The sequence below is a fragment of the Paludicola sp. MB14-C6 genome, from assembly GCF_030908625.1.
Taxonomy (GTDB): domain Bacteria; phylum Bacillota; class Clostridia; order Oscillospirales; family Ruminococcaceae; genus Paludihabitans.
The window spans coordinates 1,525,868-1,544,779 of the sequence record NZ_CP133133.1; the positions used below are offsets into that span (position 1 = coordinate 1,525,868).

The 18,912-nt window shown below is 34.4% G+C and carries 17 protein-coding genes; 9 read left to right on the forward strand and 8 right to left on the reverse strand.

Annotated elements, in window-relative coordinates; genetic code table 11:
- Nucleotides 1–43: 43 nt before the first annotated feature.
- The 5 genes from atpE to RBG61_RS07405 form a co-directional block, all read right to left on the reverse strand.
- The gene (gene atpE / locus RBG61_RS07385) at nt 44–298 is read right to left on the reverse strand and encodes an ATP synthase F0 subunit C (protein WP_307942281.1); all 255 of its coding nucleotides are present in this window, start codon (nt 296–298) and stop codon (nt 44–46) included.
- 34 nt (nt 299–332) lie between these two features.
- Nucleotides 333–1,055: a F0F1 ATP synthase subunit A gene (locus RBG61_RS07390; protein ID WP_307942282.1), complete on the reverse strand. Its 723-nt coding sequence runs from the start codon at nt 1,053–1,055 to the stop codon at nt 333–335.
- Entirely contained in the window at nt 1,045–1,401 is a 357-nt protein-coding gene (locus tag RBG61_RS07395; protein WP_307942283.1) for an ATP synthase subunit I, read from the reverse strand. The genes RBG61_RS07390 and RBG61_RS07395 overlap by 11 nt, the downstream gene beginning before the upstream one ends.
- Nucleotides 1,402–1,449: 48 nt before the next feature.
- Nucleotides 1,450–1,737, reverse strand: a complete 288-nt coding sequence (locus RBG61_RS07400; protein ID WP_307942284.1) for an AtpZ/AtpI family protein — start codon at nt 1,735–1,737, stop codon at nt 1,450–1,452.
- Nucleotides 1,738–1,862: 125 nt separating this feature from the next.
- Nucleotides 1,863–2,924 (reverse strand): ROK family transcriptional regulator, encoded by a 1,062-nt coding sequence (locus tag RBG61_RS07405; protein ID WP_307942285.1) that lies wholly within the window; start codon nt 2,922–2,924, stop codon nt 1,863–1,865.
- A gap of 270 nt (nt 2,925–3,194) precedes the next feature.
- Between RBG61_RS07405 and RBG61_RS07410 the strand changes: the two genes are divergently transcribed.
- Nucleotides 3,195–4,754, forward strand: a complete 1,560-nt coding sequence (locus tag RBG61_RS07410) for a Na+/H+ antiporter NhaC family protein (RefSeq protein ID WP_307942287.1) — start codon at nt 3,195–3,197, stop codon at nt 4,752–4,754.
- Between the two features lie 41 nt (nt 4,755–4,795).
- Here RBG61_RS07410 and RBG61_RS07415 read toward each other — a convergent pair whose 3' ends face one another.
- The gene (locus RBG61_RS07415) at nt 4,796–5,683 is read right to left on the reverse strand and encodes a polysaccharide deacetylase family protein (RefSeq protein ID WP_307942289.1); all 888 of its coding nucleotides are present in this window, start codon (nt 5,681–5,683) and stop codon (nt 4,796–4,798) included.
- Between the two features lie 110 nt (nt 5,684–5,793).
- A complete protein-coding gene (locus tag RBG61_RS07420; RefSeq protein WP_307942291.1) occupies nt 5,794–7,407 on the reverse strand; it encodes a peptidoglycan D,D-transpeptidase FtsI family protein in 1,614 nt (537 codons plus the stop codon).
- Between the two features lie 211 nt (nt 7,408–7,618).
- Between RBG61_RS07420 and guaA the strand changes: the two genes are divergently transcribed.
- Nucleotides 7,619–9,151, forward strand: coding sequence for a glutamine-hydrolyzing GMP synthase (gene guaA, locus RBG61_RS07425; protein WP_307942293.1), 1,533 nt, complete (start codon nt 7,619–7,621; stop codon nt 9,149–9,151).
- An 82-nt stretch (nt 9,152–9,233) separates the two neighbouring features.
- Here the strand turns inward: guaA and RBG61_RS07430 are convergent, their stop codons facing one another.
- Nucleotides 9,234–10,130: a hypothetical protein gene (locus RBG61_RS07430; protein ID WP_307942294.1), complete on the reverse strand. Its 897-nt coding sequence runs from the start codon at nt 10,128–10,130 to the stop codon at nt 9,234–9,236.
- Nucleotides 10,131–10,511: 381 nt separating this feature from the next.
- Between RBG61_RS07430 and RBG61_RS07435 the strand changes: the two genes are divergently transcribed.
- The 7 genes from RBG61_RS07435 (at nt 10,512) to RBG61_RS07465 (ending at nt 18,907) form a co-directional block, all read left to right on the forward strand.
- Nucleotides 10,512–11,528, forward strand: a complete 1,017-nt coding sequence (locus RBG61_RS07435; RefSeq protein ID WP_307942295.1) for a galactose ABC transporter substrate-binding protein — start codon at nt 10,512–10,514, stop codon at nt 11,526–11,528.
- Between the two features lie 102 nt (nt 11,529–11,630).
- Complete coding sequence (gene mglA, locus RBG61_RS07440) at nt 11,631–13,139, forward strand: galactose/methyl galactoside ABC transporter ATP-binding protein MglA (protein ID WP_307942296.1); 1,509 nt, start codon at nt 11,631–11,633, stop codon at nt 13,137–13,139.
- 15 nt (nt 13,140–13,154) lie between these two features.
- Entirely contained in the window at nt 13,155–14,159 is a 1,005-nt protein-coding gene (gene mglC, locus RBG61_RS07445) for a galactose/methyl galactoside ABC transporter permease MglC (RefSeq protein WP_307942297.1), read from the forward strand.
- A 9-nt stretch (nt 14,160–14,168) separates the two neighbouring features.
- On the forward strand, nt 14,169–14,327 hold the full coding sequence (locus RBG61_RS07450; RefSeq protein WP_307942298.1) for a hypothetical protein: 159 nt from the start codon (nt 14,169–14,171) through the stop codon (nt 14,325–14,327).
- Nucleotides 14,328–14,508: 181 nt separating this feature from the next.
- On the forward strand, nt 14,509–16,110 hold the full coding sequence (locus RBG61_RS07455; protein ID WP_307942299.1) for a response regulator: 1,602 nt from the start codon (nt 14,509–14,511) through the stop codon (nt 16,108–16,110).
- Nucleotides 16,111–16,127: 17 nt separating this feature from the next.
- Nucleotides 16,128–17,921 (forward strand): sensor histidine kinase, encoded by a 1,794-nt coding sequence (locus tag RBG61_RS07460; protein ID WP_307942300.1) that lies wholly within the window; start codon nt 16,128–16,130, stop codon nt 17,919–17,921.
- A 23-nt stretch (nt 17,922–17,944) separates the two neighbouring features.
- The gene (locus RBG61_RS07465) at nt 17,945–18,907 is read left to right on the forward strand and encodes a substrate-binding domain-containing protein (RefSeq protein WP_307942302.1); all 963 of its coding nucleotides are present in this window, start codon (nt 17,945–17,947) and stop codon (nt 18,905–18,907) included.
- Nucleotides 18,908–18,912: the final 5 nt, after the last annotated feature.

Sequence of the window (18,912 nt, forward strand, 5' to 3'; positions counted from 1 at the left end):
AACAGCTATTAATAAAACAACCCGTTTTGCGGGTTTGGTTTTATTATAATTTTCCGATTAGCGGATTTACAAATAATAATAGAATTGCAATAACAAGAGAATAAATACCAGTTGACTCAGCAATAGCACAACCAACGAACATAGTTGACATGATGCTACCTTTTGCTTCCGGTTGACGGCCAATTGCTTCACATGCTTTACCAACTGCGTAACCTTCACCAATACCAGGGCCTAAGCCTGCGATCATTGCTAAACCTGCACCGATTGCGGATGCTGCTAATACGATTGCTCTTTCCATAATAAAATCCTCCAATATAATAATCTAATTTTGATTATGCTTCATCTGGTTCATTGGCATTTGCAACGTTTACCATCGTGAGCATACAGAAAATGAATGCTTGCATAAAGCCTGAGAATACGTCAAAATAAACGGATAATACGCCAGGAATACCTATTTCTAAAAATGGAATTGGTAAACGGAGTAATGCATAAGACGCAGCAGCAAGTGCACCATGTAATAAAGTAGAAATAATCATACCTGCTGTTATGTTACCAAAATGACGAAATGCTAAAGAAACAGGAATTGCTGTGTTACTGATGACGTTTAACGGAAACATTACAAACACCGGCTCAAATAAGCCTTTAAAATAACCCAATCCATGAGTTTTGAGTCCATTTGCCCATATTAAAAGAAAAGTCATTAACCCCCAAGTTAAGGTAACATTTATATCGCCTGTAACAGAACGGAAACCCAAAAGGCTGATTAAGCTTCCTAATGAAGAAAACGTAAACAAAGTTAAAATATATGGTGCAAATTTTTTGTTTCGCTCCCCCATTGTTGTAGCAACAAGCTTGTCAATCATGGTTACCAATTTTTCAGCAATTTGTTGAGACCGCTTTCGTGGAATCTTTTCAAGTTTATGCGTTAGTAGCTTGCAAATAATAAATACCAAAATAATTACAATCCATGAGTTTACAATGGTTTCGGTAATATCGAGACCACCTAAAATAGGAAGTGTAAAGAGAATTTTAGGACCATTGATGCTAACGTCCAAGCTTGTCCCCCCTTTTATGAATCAACATTTGATAAAATCCAATACAGGTATATGTGATTTTTGGTGCAAAAGCAGAAACAACAACACACCAACCGTTAATAAGCGGTGATAGAAAAGAAACTGCAAAAACAGCACCCATTAGTATAAACCGTAATATATAATGCCGACGCAAATAATGTTTTGCGCTAATTGGGCTTCGTTCAACTGCGTTTTCGACAACAGTGCCCAATAAAGCAAAATTTAAAATGCAATAGACATTGCCAAGCAAAATTCCTAAAAACAACGAAAGATCAACCGCTTCCGCAAAAATTGCAGTAAATAATATCAGTATATCAAGTATTAGCAAAGTAATACTAAGCTTTTTTACTTCGTTAAAAAAAAGCGAAATAAAGAATCACCGTCTTTCAGATGTATGATTGGATTTTGGAGTCATCTGTTTTAATTGATCTTTCTTTTGTTCTTGTTTCATAAAGGATTTTATGAAAGAAACAGCAGAACTGATTCCAGATAAAACGCCAAGTAAAACGAGAAGAATGACAATATAATCAGGAATAGCGAATTTATTTTTTAAATAAACACCTAAAAAGGTGCAGAGTACAATTGGCATTATGATTGATAATCCGAATTGGCTAATTGCTGCAATCCCTTTTGCAATGGATATCCATTCGGTATTGTTTTTCATAAAATCTCCTATATGGATAGCTTAAAGTGAATGGTTATAGTATACACAGTAATATTTGAAAAATCAACAAAAAGCAACAAAATAATAAACTCAAAAATACAAATTTGTGCAAGGTGTACAAAAAGCTAACAAGCACCTTCTTTATAAAAACATTCGTTTATTGCAATTGCACATCCTGCAAGATAAATTGTAGGAGTAGTTATACAGCTAAGCTGAACAGGTGTCTTTTGATGAAAAACACAACTTAAAATTGTATTGATTTGTGCTATATTTTCTTGAGTTTCTTCGAAATAATTACCGTAAGCATAAATTGCATTTGCATCCAGTACAAGTTGGCAAATATGAATATCTTTTGCAAGATGTTGTTGTAATTCTTTCTTTATTTGTTCCTCATTTTCCGGATGTTGTTGCAAGGAGATTTGATATTCATTATAAGTATCACTTTCTCCACGATACTGCATAACTTGAAATCCACCACAGCGCTTTGATTGTGTAATGTAAACTTGGTTACGTATCATAACGCCGGCATCAATCGTATCTCCATAGCGAATCATTAAAATGTTTTCTTTGTTTTTTGTTTCTTGTTGAAACAAATGCTGCGCAATTAAACAAGCATTAACCGTTGTTTGGGTAACGATTTTGATAGAAATTGCATAGGATAAATCTTTTTTCATGCGTATCAGCTTTTCTTCAACAGTTCCTTGTTCCATAAAAGAACAGCTCAGATTCTGCATACAAACGCCAATGCCGAGAATTTTTTCCGAAGTGATACAGTTTGATTTCATCAAACGTTGGATTTCGGTTACAATAAGCTCTAAAACTTCTCGATAAACTTTGCCGTTGATTTGTATTTTCTTTTTATCTAGTGTTTCACCTTTTAAATTGGTTAATCCAATAATCATGGAATCTTTTTCAAAAACAATTCCAAAAACGAGACGATAATATTCATTGATATCTAAAAGAATTTTTCGCCTTCCTCTTGTAAGGCGATTTTGTTGTGGTTGTCCGCTTTTTTCGTAGAGCAAACCACATTGTATCATTTCGTTGGTTATAATAGTAACGGCAGCTTTAGTCAATTTAATTGAATTTGCAATATCAACACGTGATAGCGGACCTTTATTTAAAAGCAAATTCAAAATTTCAATTCGGTTACGTTTTTTAATAGAAAATTTAAAATCCAATTCCAAAAAAATCACCCCTAATAATACTATAGTTAATTATAACACGCTAATTATAAACAAATTGTTAATTGTTTGTGTAAAATAACTATTTTGAAAAAATGGTTAATAATGTGATTCAAAAAATGACATTATAAAAATGAGAAGGAAAAAACAAAGGGAAAAAGTCCTATTTGCCAAAGAAAAGAAGCTTATGATATACTGTAAATGCATGTTTTTCAGTTATAAAAAATGTTACTTGAAAATACAAATAAGGCAAAAAGAGAAGGGATGTTTAGTATGGAAGCATTAGAAGCAGTGAACTTTGGATGGATGTCCATTTTACCTCCGTTAATTGCAATTATTCTTGCATTAATAACAAAAGAGGTATTATCGTCATTATTGGTCGGTGTATTTGCAGGAGCACTCATTTATTCTGGATGGAATCCAATTGAAATGGTTACAACAACCGTTAAAATTATGGGTGAGAAAATAGGATATAATGCAAATATATTGATTTTTCTTGGATTGCTTGGTGCAATTGTTGTAGTAGTAACTATGGCAGGAGGCTCACGTGCTTATGGGGCATGGGCATCAACAAAGCTAAAAACAAGAAAAGGGGCGGCAATGGCAACTAGTGCTTTGGGCGTCTTGATTTTCATTGACGACTATTTTAATTGTCTGACAGTTGGAACAGTTATGCGTCCGGTAACGGACAAACATCGCATCTCTCGTGCAAAATTAGCCTATATTTTAGATGCTACCGCCGCACCGGTTTGTATTATTGCTCCGATTTCAAGCTGGGGAGCATCAGTTGCCAGCTATATGGGAGAAGCCGGTGTGAAAAATGGAATGGCAGCGTTTCTTCAAACAATTCCGTATAACTTATATGCTATTTGTACGGTTGTAATGGTAGCAATTATTTGTTTATCTCGCATCAACTTTGGTTCAATGGCTAAATTTGAAAAAATAGCAATTGAAAATGGAGACGTACATGCTGCAAAGAAGCAAGTTGAAACCGAAAGCTTTGGTGGTGTGGAAGAAAACAAAAATGGCAAGGTTATAGATTTAGTATTACCAATAGGAACGTTAATTGTACTTACCATTCTTGCAATGCTATATACGGGTGGTATGTTCGTCGGAAAAGGAGTTACTGCTTTTCAAGCAATTGGAGCAACAGATGCATCATTATCATTGGTTTTAGGTGGTATAGGCACACTCATCTTTACTTTGGTTTTCTATTCTATTCGTAAAGTTTTAGGTTTTAAAGATTTTATGGGTGCAATTGCTACAGGAGTAAAATCAATGGTTCCTGCATACTTAATTTTGATTTTAGCTTGGTCAATTGGTGGTATTTGTAGTACGGAATACTTAAATGTAGGTGGTTTCGTTGGACATTGGGTAAATGATGCAAACTTCCCTGTGTTTATTTTACCGGCTGTAATATTTGTGGTAGCAGGTTTCCTAGCTTTTGCAACAGGTACTTCATGGGGTACAATGGCATTGTTAATTCCAATCGGAGCAGCAATTTGTATTACACCAGATACCCAAGCGTTGTTGATCCCTATTTTTGGATCAATTTTAGCAGGAGCCGTATATGGAGACCATGTTTCCCCTATTTCCGATACGACAATTCTTTCTTCTACGGGAGCAGGATGTAACCATATGGATCATGTATCGAGCCAATTGCCATATGCTACTTTAGTAGCAGGAGTTTGTGTAGTTGGATATTTTGTAATGGGTATAGTAAATAATGCGTGGTTACCACTTATTATATCGCTTGCGTTGATGATTGTGGCAATGGTTATCTTGAGTAAATTTTCAGCAAAAAAGAATCCAATTCGTTATCAAGACAAATAAAAAGAATAAAACCGTCTGCCAAAACAAGCAGACGGTTTTAACTATTTTTTAACTTCATTAAATTTTTTAAAATACGAGGATGTGCTGTCTGAATGTGGTCGATTAAAACGTTTTAGATATATTGGAGTTGCCATATTTCGAGTGAGGGTATTGTTTTTTTGCTCACTCGTTAAAATAATGGAAAAACCAATATCTTTTAAAATTGGCTTGCTTTCAGGACAAATTGCTCCAAAAGGATAAGCAAAAACAAGTGGTGCTACTCCGATTTCTTTTTCAATTTGCTTATAAAGTGCTCCAACATCTTTATCAAGAGCAATCTTGTAGTCTACAATTGACTCACCCGGTCTTATCTTTGTTCCATATCGCCTATTTCCAGGTCCATCATGCATATTATAAGTATGGTTTCCAATTTCAAAAACACCGCTTTTTTGCATCTCGCGTAATTGATCCCAAGTTGCATGACCATATACTACACTTTGCTTTTCATTTGGATTAGAAAAGATATCGGTATGTTTTCCGATAATTGCAAAAACAGCTTTCATATTATACTTTTTCAAAAGAGGAAAGGCATATTCGTAAACGCCTTCATACCCATCATCAAATGTAATTAACATTGGTTTTGGTGGCAACGGGGTTCCTTTGTTAACATAATTCATTATTTGTTGCGCAGATACGGTAGTATACCCTTTTTGTTGAATATATTTTAAATCTTCCTCAAACTGGGAAGGAGGAATTACATAATCTCCCCATCTTTTATAGTCTTTCAGGATTTGATGATACATTGCAACAGGTAATTCTACAACGTCTTGCTTGGCATCTACTTTTGTTTCTGCTGGTGTAAAAATTGTAACATCTAACAGGCAAAGGGATATAAAAAATACAATACTCAATAAAACAGCAATTATGTTATAGTTTAGTTTCATGATCATACAAAAACCCCAATCTAAGTAATACTAATCAATATATATGATTAGTATATAAATATATCACGGTTTACTTATAAATTCAACAAAAAAGTATATAAATGCATAAAAATTTGTTAATTTATAGTGGCAGGTTTGGTCATTGCGTCAGCAATTTCTTTAAAAACAGGAGAAGCATCTTGATTTCCACTGCGGGCGTTTTCGCAAAGAACAGCAACTACATATTGGGGTTTATCTGCAGGAAAAAACCCCGCAAACCAGCCTTGACATAGTTCATTTTCATCAACCTTTACTCCTGTTTGCGCTGTTCCTGTTTTTCCACCTGCGGTAGTATAGGAAGGTTTTGCATTTTGGTTAGGTGTTTCCATAACAGCCGAAATCAAATCTTCTTTAATGAGGTTGGCGGTTTGTTCTGTCATTGCTTTAATTGGATAGTTTTCCTTTTTGGTATACAAAATACTTTTACCGTTGGTAGTTGTACCTATTATTAGATTAGCAAATGAAGTATTACCTTTATTAACAACGCTGCTCATCATTTGCGCAATTTGAATAGGAGTTGCAGTTAAAGAGCCTTGTCCAAAAGAGAGATTGCCAATGGCAGCGGGACTTTGCAATTCTCCTAGTGTAGGGAGAGTACCACTTGCTGTTTTATAATTATCATAAAGTTGCGTTGGCTTTCCAAATGATAAATCACGAGCCATATTTAAGAAGCGGCTTGGATCAAGCCTTAATCCAAGTTGTATAAAATAAGGATTGCAAGATACACAGAGAGCGGACTTTAAGTTTAACTTGCCGTGTCCTTTTACTTCATGGCACTTAAAAGGAACATCTAAAACTTCGATTTTACCGTTGCAAGAAAAAACAGTGTTTGGATTAATGCCAGAGGAAAGGGCAGCTGCGGTTGTTGTTATTTTAAAGGTTGAACCAACATTATAAGCGGAAAAAGCACGATTTAAGAGAGGAGAATTTTCTTTATCTTTAACAGCGGAAGCGATGGAAGCAGGATTATAGGATGGAAAGCTGGCAACTGCTTTTAAATCACCATTATAAGGGTCCATGACAACAATTGCACCTTTTTTTAGATGTCGAGCTCCAGCTAATTCACATATTGCTTGAATACGTTTATCTATTGTTAAAATTACGCCACTTTTATTTTCTGGTGCCAACTCAATAATGGGTTGTGCGCCTAATAGTGGTTTTCCTAAAGCATTTAATTGATAGGTGATTTTAGAAGTTTGCGCATTGGTATTTAATAAATCGTTATAGGCAAGTTCAATTCCGGAAACGCCTTTCATACCCGAAGAATCAGTATAGCCGATAATATGCTGGGCAAGCTGATTTTTAGGGGTATATCGTTTGGATACGGGGTATACATTAACATTAGCTACATTTACAAAAGGAAGATTACTTTCTAACAAAAAGGGCTTCCCTTTTTGAATGATTTCATCAATATTATTTGGTGCAACTAATACATTATTATTTTTTATTTCAATCATATTTTGAGGTGTCGGTAAAACGGTTGCAACGTATTGGGTTGAAGTATTCACAAGTGATTGTAAATTGCAATCATAAATTAACCCTCTTGTTTGACCTAGAGTCAGCGAATAGGATGATTGTTTCATACCAACTGTTGATAATTCCTCATCTTCGGTTAAAGAACCAATACGAAGGAATAACAAGCTAAATAGCAAAAGGCAAGAACAAAACACAATAATGGAACGACGATTCATATTTAAAAACTCCTTGTTATAGAAAAAACTATTCATAATACACGATTATGAACGGTGTATACTGTATAGTGTTGTAGCTTTTTTAGAATTTATTTCAAAAAATTATTTTCCTATTGAAATTGTGGCTGTAAAATGGCAAAATAGAATATAAATAAACAAATTTAAGGAATACTATAAAATGAATTTTTTATAGAAATTAAGGGAGGTACATATGAAAAACGAGCTCGTTTTAGTATTAGACTTTGGCGGACAATATAATCAACTAATTGCAAGACGTGTACGTGAATGTAATGTATACTGTGAAGTACATTCATATAAAATGACGATTGATGAAATCAAGAAAAAAAATCCTATGGGAATTATTTTTACAGGAGGTCCAAATAGCGTTTATTTGGAAGAAGCTCCTCATGTAGAAAAAGCATTATTTGAACTCGGAATCCCTGTATTGGGTATTTGTTACGGCGTACAACTTATGGCTCATGTTTTAGGTGGAAGAGTAACAACACCAGTAACTCGTGAATACGGAAAAACGGAGACACAATTTGTTTCTGATAGTTTATTATTTAAAGGATTACCTGAAAAAGCTACTACTTGGATGAGTCATACTGACTATATTGAAGTTGTTCCGGAAGGTTTTAGAGTAACAGCACATACAGATGCTTGCCCTTGTGCTGCAATGGAAAACGCAGAGAAAAAGCTTTATGGTATGCAATATCATCCGGAAGTATTACACACAGATAATGGTGTGCAGATGCTTCGTAATTTCTTATACGAAATTTGTAATTGTCAAGGCGACTGGACAATGGGAGATTACAAGAAAACCGCAATTAACAATATTCGTGAAACGGTAAAAGACGGTAAAGTATTATTAGCACTATCCGGCGGCGTTGACTCTTCTGTTTTAGCAGCTTTATTAGCTGAAGCAATTGGCAAACAACTCACTTGTATCTTTGTTGACCACGGTTTAATGCGTAAAAACGAAGGCGATGAAGTAGAACAAGCTTTTGCTAGCTGGGATATTAACTTTGTACGTGTAAATGCACAAGAGCAATTCCTTTCTCGTTTAGCAAACGTGGAAGATCCTGAAACCAAACGTAAAATTATTGGCGAAGAATTTATTCGTGTATTTGAGCAAGAAGCAAAGAAAATTGGTGTTGTAGATTTCTTAGCACAAGGTACGATTTATCCTGATGTCATTGAATCCGGTACAGGAGATGCGGCGGTAATCAAGAGCCATCATAATGTTGGTGGATTACCTGACCATGTTGATTTTAAAGAAATTATTGAGCCTTTAAGATTATTGTTTAAAGATGAAGTAAGAAAATTAGGTCAAGAGCTTGGATTAGCTGAGTATTTAGTTTGGCGTCAACCTTTCCCAGGACCTGGTCTTGCAATTCGTATTATTGGTGATATTACACAAGAAAAAATAGATATGTTGCAAGAGGCAGATTTTATTTTCCGTCAAGAGATTGCGCTTGCAAAAATGGATAGAGATATTCATCAATATTTTGCGGTGTTAACTTCTATGCGTTCGGTTGGTGTTATGGGCGATGAAAGAACGTATGACTATACATTAGCACTTCGTGGTGTTACTACAACAGACTTTATGACTGCAGATTTTGCACGTATTCCTTATGATTTATTAGCAAAAATATCTAGTCGTATTGTAAATGAAGTTAAAAATATTAACCGTATCGTTTATGATATTACAACAAAACCACCAGCAACGATTGAGTGGGAGTAGTAAACAAAAGACCACAAACCCAGTATTCATGAGGGTTTGTGGTCTATGTTTTTGTGCGTTGATAACACTTTGATAAGAGAATTTATTTACAGTTATTATTGTTGTGATTAATGTAACTAATATTAACATTAGGATTTTGCTTTAACACGTTAAATGCTTTTATAATGGTATCGGTTGGTAAAGGACATAGTTGAGAATTTTTTACCATTATTTCAAAATTTCCCTTTGTAATCTTCTCATTTGAAATTAAGAATGCAGGTTGATTGACATTGTATTTTTTACAGAATGATTGAAAAGCAGATAAAGCTTTGAAAATATCTTCTGCAAAATATACGAAAAAACTCATATATAAAGACATTATTATTGAACTCATTTCTATTACCATACTGGGTAAGTCGATTACCTTATCCATGTTTTCTATATCTTTTTTTGAATGTTTCCAGTTGGTGAATTCTAATAAATGTTCTTTCCTACAAATTAATTTATAACCTTCTTTATAAGACTCAGCAAAACCATGATATGGAAATTCACAATGAACAACATAATTTCTAAAATTCATCCAAAAACGATATTCAATAGAAGTATCATAAAAATGACTGCATAATTCTTTGAATTGTTCAAGCTCTTTAATTTTTTCATGTTTTTTTAATATTCTTTCTTGAATGTCAATATATGTTTTAAGAGACGTTGCATAGCTTAGAACTAATTTGTTTGCATTTAAAATTAATTGATATACCTCAATTGGTTTTTGTCGGAGTTTAGCAATATTGCTTGGTAGTATGTAATCTTGAAAATCTTTACCATTCTGAATTGCAATATCTCTAGCTTGAGTTATAAAAGTATATAATGAAGAAAACCACTGTGTATTTATTAACTGATCCATTTCTGACCGAGAAATTTCATCAGCTATAGATATGGTTTTACCACCATTATCATCAAAAATTTGCTCAATTAAATATACTATTGAAATATTTTTCATTATTCACCTCATAATATTCTTCCTATATCAGCTCTCCTTTTTGGAGGGTTTTTTTCTTTCCTGTCTAAACATTCTCGCTTTTATTCCAGTTAAGCAGCTATTCACATTATCTCTTTTGTTTTAGTTCTCCTTTTTGGAGAGCTTTTTCTATATTAAGTCAATTTTACAACTAAAATTTCCATTTTGCAATAAAACCAGCAAATACTAATTTGTAATTTGTCGATGCTTTGATAAAAAGGCGGAAATATAAAAATTATTTTTATTAGTACAGAATAAAATTGATAGAAAGCAAAAGAATTTTCTATTGTGATTCCCTGTTATTTACAATATGATAAAGATAGTTAATGAAGCCATATACTATACAAACAAGGAGGAATAAGAATGAAAAAGTTTTTAGCACTACTTCTTGCAACAATGATGATTGGAGCAATGTTCACAGGATGTTCAGGCAAAGGTGGAGGATCATCTGCCGGCGGTAAAAAACCAACAATCGGTGTGTGTATCTATAAATATGATGACACATACATTTCAACAGTTCGCCAAGCATTAGAAGATTTAGCAAAAGATAAAGCAACGCTATTGCTAAACGATGGTAAAGGCGACCAAGCAACTCAAAATGACCAAATAGACCTCTTAATTGAGAAAAAAGTGGATTGTTTGGTAGTAAACATGGTGGATATCGGAGCAGCACAAACTGTTATAGATAAAGCCAAAGCTGCTAAAATTCCTCTAGTGTTCTTTAACAGAGAGCCGGATTCAAAAGCAGTTAAATCGTATGATAAAGCACGTTTCGTTGGAACTACTGCAAAAGATGCAGGTATTATCCAAGGTGAAATGGCTGTTAAACTATGGGGCGACGGTTCTAAATATGATGTAAATAAAGACGGCAAAATGAGCTATGTTTTATTACAAGGTGAACCAAATAACCCAGAAGCTATCGCAAGAACAGAATATGCTGTTAAAACAATCGCTGGTAAGAACGTTAAAGTTGAAGAACTTGGACTTCAAGTATGTGATTGGGACACAGCAAAAGCACAAGTTGCAATGGAAGCTTGGCTAAACAAATATAATACAAAGATTGAAATGGTTTTAGCAAATAATGATGGTATGGCACAAGGTGCTATCGCTGCATTACAAGCAATCGGATACAACAAAGAAAAAGATTCTAAAGGATATATTCCTGTATTCGGTGTTGACGCAACTGACGCTGCAAAAGATTTAATAGCAAAAGGCTGTATGAGCGGTACTGTTTTACAAGATGCTCCTGGTATGGCTAAGGCTGTTTTCGAATTAAGTATGAACTCTGCTACTGGTAAAGAACCACTTGCTGATACTTCATACAAGTATGATGATACTGGTGTATGTGTTCGTATCCCATACCAACCTTATAACAAATAAGGAAATCCATCCTTTCTGTTACAAATGGTCGCAGAGTGGTGAAATCATCACTATGCGACCTATTGTTTCAAAGTGATACGTTCATAGAATGAAATGAGGTGAATGCAATTGTCACAGACCAATTATCTTCTTGAAATGATTGATATCTCGAAAGAGTTTCCCGGTGTAAAAGCATTGGATAACGTAAACTTTAGGCTAAAGCCTGGAACTGTACATGCATTGATGGGAGAAAACGGAGCCGGAAAATCTACATTGATGAAATGCTTATTCGGTGTTTACATAGAAGACAATGGCGAAATTAAAATAGAGGGTAAAAAAGTAAGATTTAATAATCCACATCAAGCACTTGATAATGGTGTTGCAATGGTGCATCAAGAGCTGAATCAAGTGCTGAAGCGAGATGTAATGGATAATATTTGGTTAGGTCGATATCCCAAACAAAAAATAGGTTTTGTTAATCAAGAAGAAATGTATCAAAAAACTGTTGCAATTTTTAAAGAGCTCGAACTGGATATTAACCCTAAAATTGAAATCGGAAAATTATCTGTATCCCAACGCCAAATGGTTGAAATCGCAAAAGCGGTTTCTTACAATGCAAAAATTCTTGTATTGGATGAACCAACTTCTTCTTTAACAGAAGAAGAAGTAAAACATCTTTTTAAAATAATCAATAAACTAAAAGATAATGGGTGCGGAATTATTTATATATCGCATAAAATGGAGGAGATTTTAGAAATCTCTCAAGAAGTAACTATTATGCGTGATGGAAAATGGGTAGCGACTCACAAAGCAACGGAGCTTACTACCGACAAAATTATAAAGTTAATGGTTGGACGTGAATTAACAAATCGTTTTCCTCCGAAAACAAATAAACCATCGGATGTCATTCTTGAAGTTGAGAATCTAACTGCATTATATCAACCGTCCATTAAAAATGTTTCATTTACGCTCAGAAAAGGTGAAGTTTTGGGAATTGCCGGACTTGTTGGATCAAGACGTACGGAGTTGGTTGAAACCATATTTGGTATAGCGCATCACAGCGAAGGAACCATTTCTTTGTATGGCAAAAAGGTAGAGAATACTACCTCTCGCAAGGCAATTGACAATGGATTTGCATTGTTAACAGAAGAACGCCGAGCAAGCGGCATTTTTGCGGGACTGAGCGTTGGATTTAATTCGATTATTGCAAACTTAAAAGATTACAGCAGCTTAGGATTACTTAAAAATAATAAAATGGATAAGGATACCGATTGGGTTGTTAGCAGTATGAATGTAAAAACACCAAGCAAAAAAACGCTCATTCGTTCCCTATCAGGTGGTAACCAGCAAAAAGTTATAATCGGAAGATGGCTTTTAACAAAGCCTGAAATATTATTGTTGGATGAGCCAACCAGAGGAATTGATGTTGGTGCAAAATATGAAATATATCAATTGATTTTAAATCTTGCAAATGAGGGAAAAGGAGTCATTATGGTATCTTCTGAAATGACTGAGCTGCTCGGAATTTGCGATAGAATTCTTGTTATGTCAAATGGACGAGTAGCGGGAATTCAAGATGTAGAGCAGTTAAATCAAGAAGAAATTATGCGGTTAGCCGCTAAATACATTTAATGGAGGGTGAATCGTATGAATAAAGTGAATGCGCAAAAGGTAAAGTCATTTTTATTAAACTACGCACTATATATTGTTTTAATCATTATGATTATAACTTTTGTAATTATTGAACCGGGCTTTCTTTCCCTAAATAACTTTGTAAAAATCGCTACACAGGCTTCAACAAGAGGAATTATGGCATTAGGCGTTGCAGGATTGATTGTTTTACAAGGAACAGACCTTTCCGCAGGTCGTGTATTAGGTTTATGTGCAATTGTTGCAAGCTCCTTACTGCAATCTACAACATATGCTTCACGAATGTATCCGGATTTAAAAGCACTTCCACTAATCGTGCCTCTGGTAGCATCTATATTAATCGGACTTGTATTTGGTGCAATTAACGGATTTGGAGTAGCAAAGCTTAAAATACATGCTTTTATCATTACGCTTGGTACACAGCTCATTGCTTATGGTGCCGGTTGTATCTACATAGATCGTCCTCCGTTGGGAGCACAGCCAATTGCAAACTTCGATGCCAGATATACTAACTTTGTAAATGGTTCTATTTTCGGCATCCCATACTTAATTATTTATCTTGCAATTATATCTTTGATTATGTGGGTTGTATGGAATAAAACAACACTGGGTAAAAATATGTTTGCAATTGGTGGTAATCCCGAAGCTGCTGCGGTATCAGGTGTTAATATTGCAAAGAATATCATGATTATCTTCCTAATTTCAGGTGCACTTTATGGTATAGCTGGATTTTTGGAAGGCGGACGTATTGGATCAACAAACTCGAATACTGGTATTAACTATGAGTTGGATGCAATTTCTGCTTGTGTTGTAGGTGGTGTATCTTTCTCCGGTGGTGTTGGTACCATTCCGGGAGTGTTAATCGGAACTATGTTGTTACAGTGTATCAACTATGGATTGATTTTCATAGGAGTAAACTCATATTGGCAGTACATAATCAGAGGCTTAATTATCATTATTGCAGTATCAATCGACGTAAGAAAATATATTGCAAAGAAATAGGTGATAATTATGAACGAGAATATACAAAACCAACAAGAAGAGAAAAAACAAACAACTTTCAAAGATTGTTTATATTCCAAAATTAACATCTCCGTTAAAGCGCTTGACATTTTTATTGGCATTATTTTTGCCGCACTAATTGTCAGTATTATAATAGCAACGAGATAAACAATGAAAACCCATCAAAAACTTGATGGGTTTTCAACATATACATTGAATTCTTTTACTGATAATGTTAAAATGGTTTTAAATAAAATTGGTTGAAATTTCATTAATTCCATTTAATTATCAATAGATAAAAAAAGAAAGGATAATGAAAGCTTTATTTTTCATTATATAGGGTGATACGATGAGCCTTTATCGTGTACTTTTAGTGGATGATGAGGAAGAAATCCGTATAGGAATTCAAAAGAAAATCAATTGGGATTCACTTGGGCTTGTTCTGGTTGGGAATGCGGCAAATGGTGTAGATGCGCTTGAAATGGCAACTGTTTTACATCCCGATATTGTATTGACCGATATTAAAATGCCTTATATGGACGGGTTGACTCTTTGCAAAAGGCTGATAGAACAAAACTTTGCAGTGAAACTGGTTGTGTTTTCCGGATTTGATGAATTTTCATATGTGAAGCAAGCAATGCAGTTTAATGCTGTAGACTATATATTGAAACCAATTAACAGTGCGGAATTAACAGAAATTTTGAGAAAATTAAAAAGCACGCTGGATGCGGAAATTGATGCCAAGCGTGATTTGGAAACGCTACGAGAATATTACAGAAACAGCTTACCCGTTATGCGAGAAGAGTTTCTTTTACGCATTATACAAGGACGAGTACCATCACAGCAGCTTTTTTCTCAAGCAAAACAATTGGATATTACCTTTTCTTCCCCTTTTCATTGTGTAATTGTATTTAAAACGGAAAAGGTATCTAAAAACGAGCCGTTTGAAAGCAACACAGATTCAGAATTGATACCGCTTTCCGCTAAACGTATTGTAGATGAAAACCTGTCATCAAAATTTCCAATTCAAAGCTTTATGTACGGAGAAAACATTGTTACTATTGTTGGGCTCGAAAATGAAACATTGATTTTAGAAGCCATTGATTGTGCGAATCAAATATGCAAACAAGCAAACAGAATATCGCAATTTACGTTATGTGCCGGTGTAAGTTCTGTTTGTAATAAGTTGTCTTCCCTACATTATGCCTATAAAACAGCACTGAATGCAATGGACTATCGAGTGATAGTTGGAAGTGGAAAAGCAATATACATAGATGACTTAGAACCTAACTTTGTCAAAACAATTGAGTTCGAGGAACAAGATGAACGGAATTTAACAACTGCAATTAAAGTTGGCTCAGCAGATTCCATGAAAGAAACCATCAAATCAATTATTAGCCATCTTCGTGAAAAAAAGCTATCAATAGAATCTTGTCAAAGCTTTTTAATGGGTATTATGGCAACGCTTACAAGATTAATTCGAGGCTATCAACTTGATCAAGCTATGGTGTTTGGTAAAAATTTTAAAGGATATATTTGCGTAACCGATTTTTCTTCTTTGGATGAGGTGGAAGAATGGCTATTAAACAGCTGTATTAAAATAAACAAGTTAATTTGTGAATTGAGAACAAGCACATTGCAAACGATGGCAAATATGGCGAAAGCATATATACAAGAAAATTACGCTTCAGCGGAATTATCGGTTGAAACCCTTTGTGAATATTTGCACTTAAGTTCTGCATATTTCTCAACTATATTTAAACGAGAAACGGGTATGACGTTTATTAACTATCTTACTTTTGTAAGAATGGAAGCGGCTGCAAAGCTATTAAAGACAACCGATTCCAAAACAAATGTCATTGCTCAGTTAGTTGGATATACCGATCCTAATTATTTTAGCTATGTATTTAAAAAATATCATGGAATGTCACCGTCTAAATATCGAGAATAATTTTGGGGAGAATGCTGATGAAAACAAGATTAAAAAAACTGTCTCAGCAAATAGCACGTTTTTATAAAAACAGCAGCATTCAAATGGTGATTTCCGTATCATTTACTATTGTTGCAGTACTCGGCATGATATTTATAGGGTTATCCCTTCTTTCTCGTTTCCGTGTGGCAAATAACGACCTTATTGCGCAAAGCAATACTCGTGTTTTAGAGCAAGTAAATATAAACCTTGATGCATATTTAAAAAACTTAAGACGTGTTTCTGATTCCACCTATTATCGCATTATAAAAAACACTGATCTGAAATCAGAAAGTCTGAATGAAAAAATAAGTCTACTATATGATACCAATAGAGACAATATAGTCAGCATTGCAGTTTTTACCGAAAACGGAAGATTGGTTAGTTCTGTCCCAATTTCGAATATGAATAATAATATTACGCCTACCAATGAAGGATGGTTTATCAGCGCAATCAACAAAATGGAGAATTTACATTTTTCAACCCCACATGTTCAGAATTTATTTTATGATCCAAGTTACTTGTCCAGATGGGTAGTATCATTAAGTAGAAAAGTTGAACTTACGTATGGTGGTAATACAGAAGGCGGAGTATTGCTTGTTGATATGAGCTTTAGCAGTATGGAACAAATCTGCAAAGAAGTAAGTTTGGGTAAATCAGGGTATATTTATCTTGTTGACCGTAACGGAGAAATTATTTATCATCCTCGGCAACAACTTCTTTATGCAGGAATTTTAAATGAAAATAATCATGCCGCAGTAAAATATGAGGATGGTAACCATGTTGAGACATATAAGAATCAAAAACGATTAGTGACTGTAAAAACAGTTGGCTATACAGGGTGGAAAATTGTCGGCGTTACACCCACAGAAGATATTTTGGCAGATACCTTACAAATCAGAATATATGGCATCATAATTATTTTGTTTACCATATTTCTTTTAGTTTTTGCAAATATATTTCTTACTTCTCGCATTGTAGATCCAATAAAGGAATTAGAAAATTGCGTAAAAGAAATTGAAAAAGGAAAGCTTGATATTGATATTGATGTAAGTGGATCTTATGAAATTCAGCATTTAAGCCATTCTATATATTCTATGGTAAATACAATGCGTCAGCTTATGGACGATATTGTAACACAGCATGAAATGAAGCGAAAAGATGATTTAGAAGCTTTGCAATCACAAATAAACCCACATTTCCTTTATAATACCCTCGACAGTATTGTTTGGATGATTGAGAACGAACGGTACGAAGGCGCAATTACTATGGTAACAGCACTTGCTAGACTATTTAGAATTAGTTTGAGTAAGGGTGACCATATTATAAAACTATCGGATGAAATTGCCCATGCTCAATATTATTTAACCATTCAGTCGATACGTTATAAGAACAGATTTTCTGTTGAATATGATATTTCTCCGGAAATTAATGAATTATCCATTATAAAGCTTGTATTGCAGCCTCTGATTGAAAATGCAATCTATCATGCGATGGAATTCATGGATGGAGATGGTATGATTACAATCCGTGGATACTGTCAAGATAACGAGGTCATTCTTGAGGTTGAAGATAACGGACCGGGTATGGCTCAAGAAAAGGTTGAAAGCTTGTTATTGGATGTTATGAAATCAAATACAAAGGGTGCGGGAATCGGACTTTGCAATGTGTATCAACGCATTAGACTGACCTATGGTGCTCCTTATGGATTGGAAATTCAAAGTGAAGAAGATAAGGGAACGGTTATGCGCATCAGAATTCCTTATAGAAAATATGAGGATGGAAAAAGCTAATGTTTTGAATTAGGGGGATTATTATGACAAAAAAGAGATTGTTTTTCATTTTAGGTTGTATGTTAATCTCTTTGGTTGTGCTTCTCTTTTTCACTTTCAATACAGGTAACAAAAAAGCGAAAGCCCCTATCCCTGTTTCTGTGGTTGTAAGAGGAACAACCAATGAACAATGGGCGCATGTAAAACAAGGAATGGATCAAGCAGCGTTGGATTTTAATGTTGAATTAAGCTTTGTAACATTACAAGAAAGCAATGATGCAAAACGGCAAATCAGCTTGCTGCAACGCGAGGTAGATGGCGGAGCAAAAGGAATTATTCTTTCGGCAGCTGATAGTAACGCTTTGGTGCAACCGGTGAATGAAATTGCCTCTATAATACCGGTAGTTGCTTTTGACTCGCCTGTTCATTCCAATAAATTAACCGCACTACTTACAATGGATAATTATAATATGGGAATTGCAATTGTAGATGAAATTGTTGCACAAGCAAATGTGAAAAAAAAGATTGCAATTTTAAATAACAGCCCTAATTGTGATAATATTCAAAAGCGAATAGATGGAATCACCTATCAATTATCAAAAACAAACAACGAATTTTATATTGTTTCTATTTCAAATGAAGAGCAAAAAGCAACAGAGCAAATTAAAAATATCATAGACTTAAAAGAAGCCGACGTTATCATATGTCCTGACCAGTTAATTTTAGAGCCGGTTGCTTCTATGATAGAAAGTACAAACAGTAAGGATATTCAACTTTTTGGAATCGGTGCAACGAGTGTGATTACCTCTTATCTTGAAAAAGATATCATAAAAGCATCTATTGTACCAAATGATTTTAGCATTGGCTATTTAGCTGTGGATGCAATTGCAAACCCTACTCATAAAAAAAAGGATAAGAAACCAATAATGGTTTCTTATCAAATGGTGAATAAGCATAATATGTATGATCCGGTAGCAGAAAGACTTCTATTTCCTTTTGTTAGATGAATTGT